At 59.5% G+C, this 7,066-nt stretch carries 5 protein-coding genes; 3 read left to right on the top strand and 2 right to left on the bottom strand.

Annotated elements, in window-relative coordinates:
• Positions 1–210 precede the first annotated feature (210 nt).
• Both BFP96_RS21190 and BFP96_RS21185 read right to left on the bottom strand, forming a co-directional pair.
• Positions 211–834, bottom strand: a complete 624-nt coding sequence (locus tag BFP96_RS21190) for a TetR/AcrR family transcriptional regulator (RefSeq protein ID WP_065936953.1) — start codon at positions 832–834, stop codon at positions 211–213.
• A 213-nt stretch (positions 835–1,047) separates the two neighbouring features.
• A complete protein-coding gene (locus BFP96_RS21185; protein ID WP_003176781.1) occupies positions 1,048–2,424 on the bottom strand; it encodes a glutamine synthetase family protein in 1,377 nt (458 codons plus the stop codon).
• A gap of 597 nt (positions 2,425–3,021) precedes the next feature.
• Here BFP96_RS21185 and BFP96_RS21175 point away from each other — a divergent pair.
• The 3 genes from BFP96_RS21175 to BFP96_RS21165 all read left to right on the top strand — a co-directional run bounded on the left by BFP96_RS21175 (position 3,022) and on the right by BFP96_RS21165 (position 7,045).
• Positions 3,022–4,380: a glutamine synthetase family protein gene (locus BFP96_RS21175; protein ID WP_057723413.1), complete on the top strand. Its 1,359-nt coding sequence runs from the start codon at positions 3,022–3,024 to the stop codon at positions 4,378–4,380.
• 57 nt (positions 4,381–4,437) lie between these two features.
• On the top strand, positions 4,438–5,802 hold the full coding sequence (locus BFP96_RS21170; protein WP_065893884.1) for an aspartate aminotransferase family protein: 1,365 nt from the start codon (positions 4,438–4,440) through the stop codon (positions 5,800–5,802).
• A gap of 148 nt (positions 5,803–5,950) precedes the next feature.
• Entirely contained in the window at positions 5,951–7,045 is a 1,095-nt protein-coding gene (locus tag BFP96_RS21165; RefSeq protein ID WP_065934330.1) for a polyamine ABC transporter substrate-binding protein, read from the top strand.
• Positions 7,046–7,066: the final 21 nt, after the last annotated feature.

Raw genomic sequence — 7,066 nt, 5'->3', positions numbered from 1 at the left:
TCCATGGCCCAGTGCGGCTAACCCGGCGTCCTGCCGGGTTACCCACGGATTCAAGCCTGCGTTCGGCCAGCGTGGTTTAACGGGGCGCCTAAGACCAAGATCAAAAGCCAGATCAAGAGCGACTCGCTTCGCATCGTGGTTACCGTTGGGTGCTACGCAGGTGTGTAGATACCTATGCCCCCGATGACGCCGGCCCAGCCAACACAAGACTCAGCGCTTGGGCAGGTAAGCCGGCAAATAAAGCCCCACATACGCATCAAACACCCGCATGCCTTCCTGCGCCATGCGCGGCGTAATCTGCCCATGCTGATGCACCGAGCGCGCATACACGCGGTCGCTCAATTCAAGCGCCAGGGCGAACACATCCACATCGCTCGGTAGTGTCGGCACTTCAAAGTGGCGATTGAATACCGCCAGCATCAAATCGCCGAGTTCCAGGTCATGCTGACGATCCGCCTGGGTCACTTCAGTCAACCCATGCTGGGCCAGGATCAACTGGCGCGCGGCGGCGTCATGGCTGTAGATGGCGAGCATGCGCTGCTCGACGATGCAGGACAGGTCGCGCCAGGTCTTGAGCGAGTCGTGTTCGATGGGCGCCTGGATGGCCGCGCGAAAGGCGGCGTGCACATCGGCCGTCAACGCCTCGAGCAGTGCCGGCACGCTGGCGAAAAAGTGGTACACCGACGATGGCGGGATCTGCGCCCGTTCGGCCACGCTGTAGATCGACAAACCGGCCACGCCTTCGGCCGCCAGCAAGGCGCGGGCGGCGTCCAGGATCGCGTCGATCCGCGCTTGACTGCGGGCGCGGGGTTTGCGAGTGGCGGCGGTTGTCATGGAAGTCTCCTACAAGGCAGCGGGCATTGTACGCGACCCTAGGATCGTTCCCACGCTCTGCGTGGGAATGCCTCACTGGACGCTCCGCGTCTGCTCTTGGGACGCGGAGCGTCCCTTGATGCATTCCCACGCGGAGCGCGGGAACGAGAGTGCAGCGCAAAAAAAACGCCACAGACCCTCAAGCCTGTGGCGTTTCTTCAATACCGCAACCGCTTACACGGTATGCAGGTACCAGTTGTACTCAAGGTCGGAGATGGAGTGTTCGAACTCCTCCAGCTCGCTTTCCTTACAGGCGACGAAGATATCGATATATTTGGGATCGATGTACTTGGCCATCACCTCGCTGTCGTCCAACTCGCGCAGGGCATCGCGCAGGTTGTTCGGCAGGCTCTGTTCGTTCTGCTCGTAGCTGTTGCCTTCCACGGGCGCGCCCGGTTCGATCTTGTTGGTCAGGCCGTGGTGCACGCCGGCCAATACCGAAGCCATCAGCAGGTAAGGGTTGGCGTCGGCGCCGGCCACGCGGTGTTCGATGCGCACAGCATCGGACGAGCCGGTCGGTACGCGAATCGCCACGGTGCGGTTGTCCAGGCCCCAGCACGGCGAATTCGGCACGTAGAACTGTGCGCCGAAACGGCGGTAGGAGTTGACGTTGGGGCACAGGAACGCCATCTGGGCGGGCAGGGTCTCGAGCACACCGCCGATCGCGTGACGCAATGCGGCGTTCTGCTCGGGATCCTCGCTGGCAAAAATGTTCTTGCCGTCCTTGTCCAGAATGGAGATGTGCACGTGCAAACCGTTGCCTGCCTGGCCCGGGTAAGGCTTGGCCATGAAGGTGGTGTCCATCTCATGGTCGTAGGCGATGTTCTTGATCAGGCGCTTGAGCAGTACCGCGTAGTCGCAGGCCTTGATCGGGTCGGCCACGTGGTGCAGGTTCACTTCGAACTGCGCCGGGGCACTTTCCTTGACGATGGCATCGGCCGGGATGCCTTGCTCCTTGGCACCTTCCAGAATGTCCTGGAGGCAGTCGACGTATTCGTCGAGGTCGTCGATCAGGTAGACCTGTGTCGAATGCGGGCGTTTGCCGGAGATCGGCGAGCGCGGCGGTTGAGGGCGGCCGTTCACGTTCTCCTGGTCGATCAGGTAGAACTCAAGCTCGAAGGCGGCGCAGATGGTCAGGCCCATGTCGTCGAACTTGCTCACCACTTGGCGCAGTACTTCGCGTGGATCAGCGAAGAAGGGTTCACCTTCGAGTTCGTGCATGGTCATCAGCAGTTGCGCGGTAGGGCGCTTTTGCCAGGGTTCATTGCACAGGGTGTCGGGGATTGGATAACAGATTCGGTCAGCATCGCCGATGTCCAGGCCCAGGCCGGTGCTTTCCACCGTCGAGCCATTGATATCCAGGGCAAATAAAGAGGCAGGCAGGTTAATGCCCTTCTCGTAAACCTTGTGGAGGCTGGTGCGTTCGATGCGCTTGCCGCGCACCACACCATTCATATCCGCAATTAGAAGGTCTACGTACAGAACCTCAGGATGATCCTTAAGGAACGCGTTCGCTTCGTTAAGCTGAACGGCACGCGGGGGTACCGACATGATGCAACACCTTTGTTGTTAAAAATATCAATCATTGATCTTTTCTGGTTTCAGTCAACCCGAACGGCATGCCGAAGTCAAGCGAGGCCTTTTTTGCCCTAAAAAAGCGCCTTGGCGCCTTTTTTGGGGCTTTTTAGAGCGGTTTTTTGGGTTTCAGGGTCTTGGGACCAGCCGGCTTGAGCGGGCCGTGTTGTATTTTTTACGGGGGTGTTGTGTAAGAAAATGAACAAGGCTAAGCTCGATTCAAACCCATAACAGCAATAATATCGGGGTGCTTCATGTTTCACCTGCCACCATTGGGTGTCTATGCCTGCTTGAACCGGGCGTTGTCCGCAGTCCTTTCGTCCCGCGTCAATGCTCGCGCACCGGCTAATATTCTTGACGGCCGGTCCGGCCTCTTCTTTGCCATCTCATCCGCCACTGACAAGCCCTTGTCCACCTCGCCGATCAAAATTGCGCACAACTTTGGCGTGAGGAATGCAACGTTGCAGCAAATGGCAGGTAAGCTCCTACCCTGAATGAACACACGACGCGGATGCTGCGTCAACCAACGCCTGGCCTTTAACGGATGCCAGGAAACCCAGCCCAGAGGCATTTATGAGTAACAACCTCGACCAGCTCACCGATTGGTTGAAAGACCACAAGATCACAGAAGTCGAATGCATGATTGGCGACCTCACCGGCATCACCCGGGGCAAGATTTCGCCGACCAACAAGTTCATCGCCGAAAAAGGCATGCGCCTGCCCGAAAGCGTTCTGTTGCAGACCGTAACCGGCGACTATGTCGAAGACGACATCTATTACGAATTGCTCGACCCGGCCGACATCGACATGATCTGCCGCCCCGACCAGAACGCGGTATTCCTGGTGCCCTGGGCCATCGAGCCGACCGCCCAGGTGATCCACGACACCTACGACAAGCAAGGCAACCCGATCGAGCTGTCGCCGCGCAACGTACTCAAGAAAGTCCTCAAGCTCTACGCCGACCGTGGCTGGCAGCCTATCGTGGCGCCGGAGATGGAGTTCTACCTGACCAAGCGCTGCGAAGACCCGGACTTCCCGCTGCAACCGCCGATTGGCCGTTCCGGTCGACCGGAGACGGGGCGCCAGTCCTTCTCTATAGAAGCCGCCAACGAATTCGACCCGCTGTTCGAAGACGTCTATGACTGGTGCGAACTGCAGGAGCTGGACCTCGATACCTTGATCCACGAAGACGGCACCGCACAGATGGAAATCAACTTCCGTCACGGCGATGCGCTGTCCCTGGCCGACCAGATCCTGGTGTTCAAGCGCACCATGCGGGAAGCCGCGCTCAAGCACAACGTGGCCGCCACCTTCATGGCCAAGCCCATGACCGGCGAGCCCGGCAGCGCGATGCACCTGCACCAGAGCATCATCGACATCGCCACCGGCAAGAACGTCTTCTCCAACGAAGACGGGAGCATGAGCCAGCTGTTCCTCAACCATATTGGCGGCCTGCAGAAATTCATCCCCGAGTTGCTGCCTTTATTCGCCCCCAACGTGAATTCATTCCGCCGCTTCCTGCCCGACACCTCGGCGCCGGTGAACGTGGAATGGGGTGAAGAAAACCGCACCGTGGGCCTGCGCGTACCGGATGCCGGGCCGCAGAACCGCCGCGTGGAAAACCGCTTGCCGGGCGCCGACGCCAACCCGTACCTGGCGATTGCCGCCAGTTTACTGTGTGGCTACATCGGCATGGTCGAAGGCCATAACCCGAGCGCACCCGTGGTGGGCCGTGGTTACGAGCGGCGCAACCTGCGCCTGCCGCTGACCATCGAGGACGCCCTGGAACGCATGGAAAACAGCAAGACCATCGAAAAATACCTGGGGCAGAAATTCATCACAGGCTACGTCGCGGTCAAGCGGGCCGAGCATGAAAACTTCAAGCGCGTGATCAGTTCGTGGGAGCGGGAATTCCTGCTCTTCGCCGTCTGATGCGCCGGGCGCGCCTTCACATGGCGCGCCCTTCACCGAAAATTCCAGGAGATCGGTATGTCCAGCAACAACCCGCAAACCCGTGAATGGCAAGCCTTGAGCAATGATCACCACCTCGCGCCGTTCAGCGACTTCAAGCAATTGAAAGAGAAAGGCCCAAGGATCATCACCAAAGCCCACGGCGTCTACCTGTGGGACAGCGAAGGCAACAAGATCCTCGACGGCATGGCCGGCCTGTGGTGCGTGGCGATCGGTTACGGTCGCGATGAACTGGCCGACGCCGCCGCCAAACAGATGAAAGAACTGCCGTACTACAACCTGTTCTTCCAGACTGCCCACCCGCCGGTACTCGAACTGGCCAAAGTCATTTCCGACGTCGCACCGGCCGGGATGAACCACGTGTTCTTCACCGGTTCCGGCTCCGAAGGCAACGACACCATGTTGCGCATGGTCCGCCACTACTGGGCGATCAAGGGCCAGCCGAACAAGAAAATCATCATCAGCCGCAAGAATGGCTACCACGGTTCCACCGTGGCCGGCGCCAGCCTGGGCGGCATGACCTATATGCATGAGCAGGGCGACCTGCCGATCCCGGGCATCACCCACATCGCCCAGCCGTACTGGTTTGGCGAAGGTGGCGACATGAGCCCTGAAGAATTCGGGATCTGGGCCGCCAACCAGTTGGAAGAGAAGATCCTGGAACTGGGCGTGGACAACGTCGGTGCCTTTATTGCCGAGCCGATCCAGGGCGCCGGTGGCGTGATCGTGCCGCCTGACAGCTACTGGCCGCGCATCAAGGAAATCCTCGCCAAGTACGACATCCTGTTTGTCGCCGACGAAGTCATCTGCGGCTTCGGCCGTACCGGGCAGTGGTTCGGCAGCGATTTCTACGACCTCAAGCCACACATGATGACCATCGCCAAGGGCCTGACGTCCGGCTACGTCCCCATGGGCGGCCTGATCGTGCACGACGACGTGGTGGCCGTGCTCAACGAAGGCGGCGATTTCAACCACGGTTTCACCTACTCCGGGCATCCGGTGGCGGCGGCGGTGGCCCTGGAAAACATCCGCATCCTGCGCGATGAAAAAATCGTCAGCCGCGTGCATGAAGAAACGGCACCGTATTTGCAGAAACGTCTGCGGGAACTGGCCGACCATCCACTGGTGGGTGAAGTGCGCGGTGTGGGTATGCTCGGTGCGATCGAGTTGGTGCAGGACAAGGCCACGCGCAAGCGCTACGAAGGCAAGGGCGCCGGCATGATTTGCCGAACCTTCTGCTTCGAAAACGGCCTGATCATGCGCGCCGTGGGCGATACCATGATCATTTCGCCGCCGCTGGTGATCAGCAAGGCTGAAATCGACGAGCTGGTGACCAAGGCCCGCCAGTGCCTGGACCTGACGTTGGCGGCATTGCAGGACTGAGTAGATAAATGTGGGGGCCGGTTGAAAGGGGGCCCCCGAACTTGCCAGACTGTCGTCCTGTTTTGTTGCCCTTTGGCTGGGCCCGAAACATTTACTACGTGCGGCCCAAAAAGAAAAATCGGAGCATCATCCAATGAAGGCATTAGGTTTGAAAAACGCTGGCAAGACCCTCCTCGCCTTGTCCCTGATGGGCGCAATGGCGGGCGCGGCCCAGGCGGACAATAAAGTCCTGCACGTCTACAACTGGTCCGACTACATCGCACCGGACACCATCGCCAACTTCGAAAAGGAGTCGGGCATCAAGGTGGTGTACGACGTGTTCGACAGCAACGAGACCCTGGAAGCCAAGTTGCTGGCAGGCAAGTCCGGCTATGACATCGTCGTACCGTCGAACAACTTCCTGGCCAAGCAGATCAAGGCCGGCGTGTACCAGGAGCTGGACAAGTCCAAGCTGCCTGAGTACAGCAACCTGAACAAATCGCTGCTCAAGGCCGTGTCGGTCAGCGACCCGGACAACAAGCACGCGTTCCCGTACATGTGGGGCTCGATCGGTATCGGCTACAACCCGGAGAAGGTCAAGGCCGCGCTGGGCGTGGACAAGATCGAGTCGTGGGATGTGCTGATGAAGCCGGAAAACATCGCCAAGCTGAAAAGCTGCGGCGTGAGCTTCCTCGATTCGCCGACCGAAATGCTGCCGATTGCGCTGCATTACCTGGGCCTGCCGACCGACACCCAGAAGAAAGCCGACCTCAAGCAAGCCGAAGACCTGTTCCTGAAAATCCGTCCTTCGATTGGCTACTTCCACTCGTCCAAGTACATCTCGGACCTGGCCAACGGCAACATCTGCGTGGCCGTGGGTTACTCGGGTGACATCCAGCAGGCCAAGTCCCGTGCGGCTGAAGCCGGTGGCAAGGTCAAGGTGGCCTACGACATTCCGAAAGAAGGCGCCGGCAGTTTCTTCGACATGGTCGCCATCCCGAAAGATGCTGAAAACGTCGAAGCCGCCTACGCGTTCATGAACTACCTGCTCAAGCCGGAAGTGATGGCTTCGATCACCAACAGCGTGCGTTTCCCGAACGGTAACGAGAAAGCCACCGCACTGGTCGACAAAGACATCACCAGCGACCCGGGCATCTACCCACCAGCGGACGTGCAGGCCAAGCTCTACGCCATTGCCGACCTGCCGGCTGCAACCCAGCGTGAAATGACCCGCAGCTGGACCAAGATCAAATCGGGCAAGTAACGCACAAAACCTGTAGGAGCG

Origin of the sequence: Pseudomonas sp. 34 E 7 (assembly GCF_900005715.1) — a bacterium.
Taxonomy (GTDB): domain Bacteria; phylum Pseudomonadota; class Gammaproteobacteria; order Pseudomonadales; family Pseudomonadaceae; genus Aquipseudomonas; species Aquipseudomonas orientalis_A.
The sequence above is the reverse complement of the archived record's forward strand: the minus strand, read 5'-3'. Positions and strand labels throughout refer to the sequence as shown.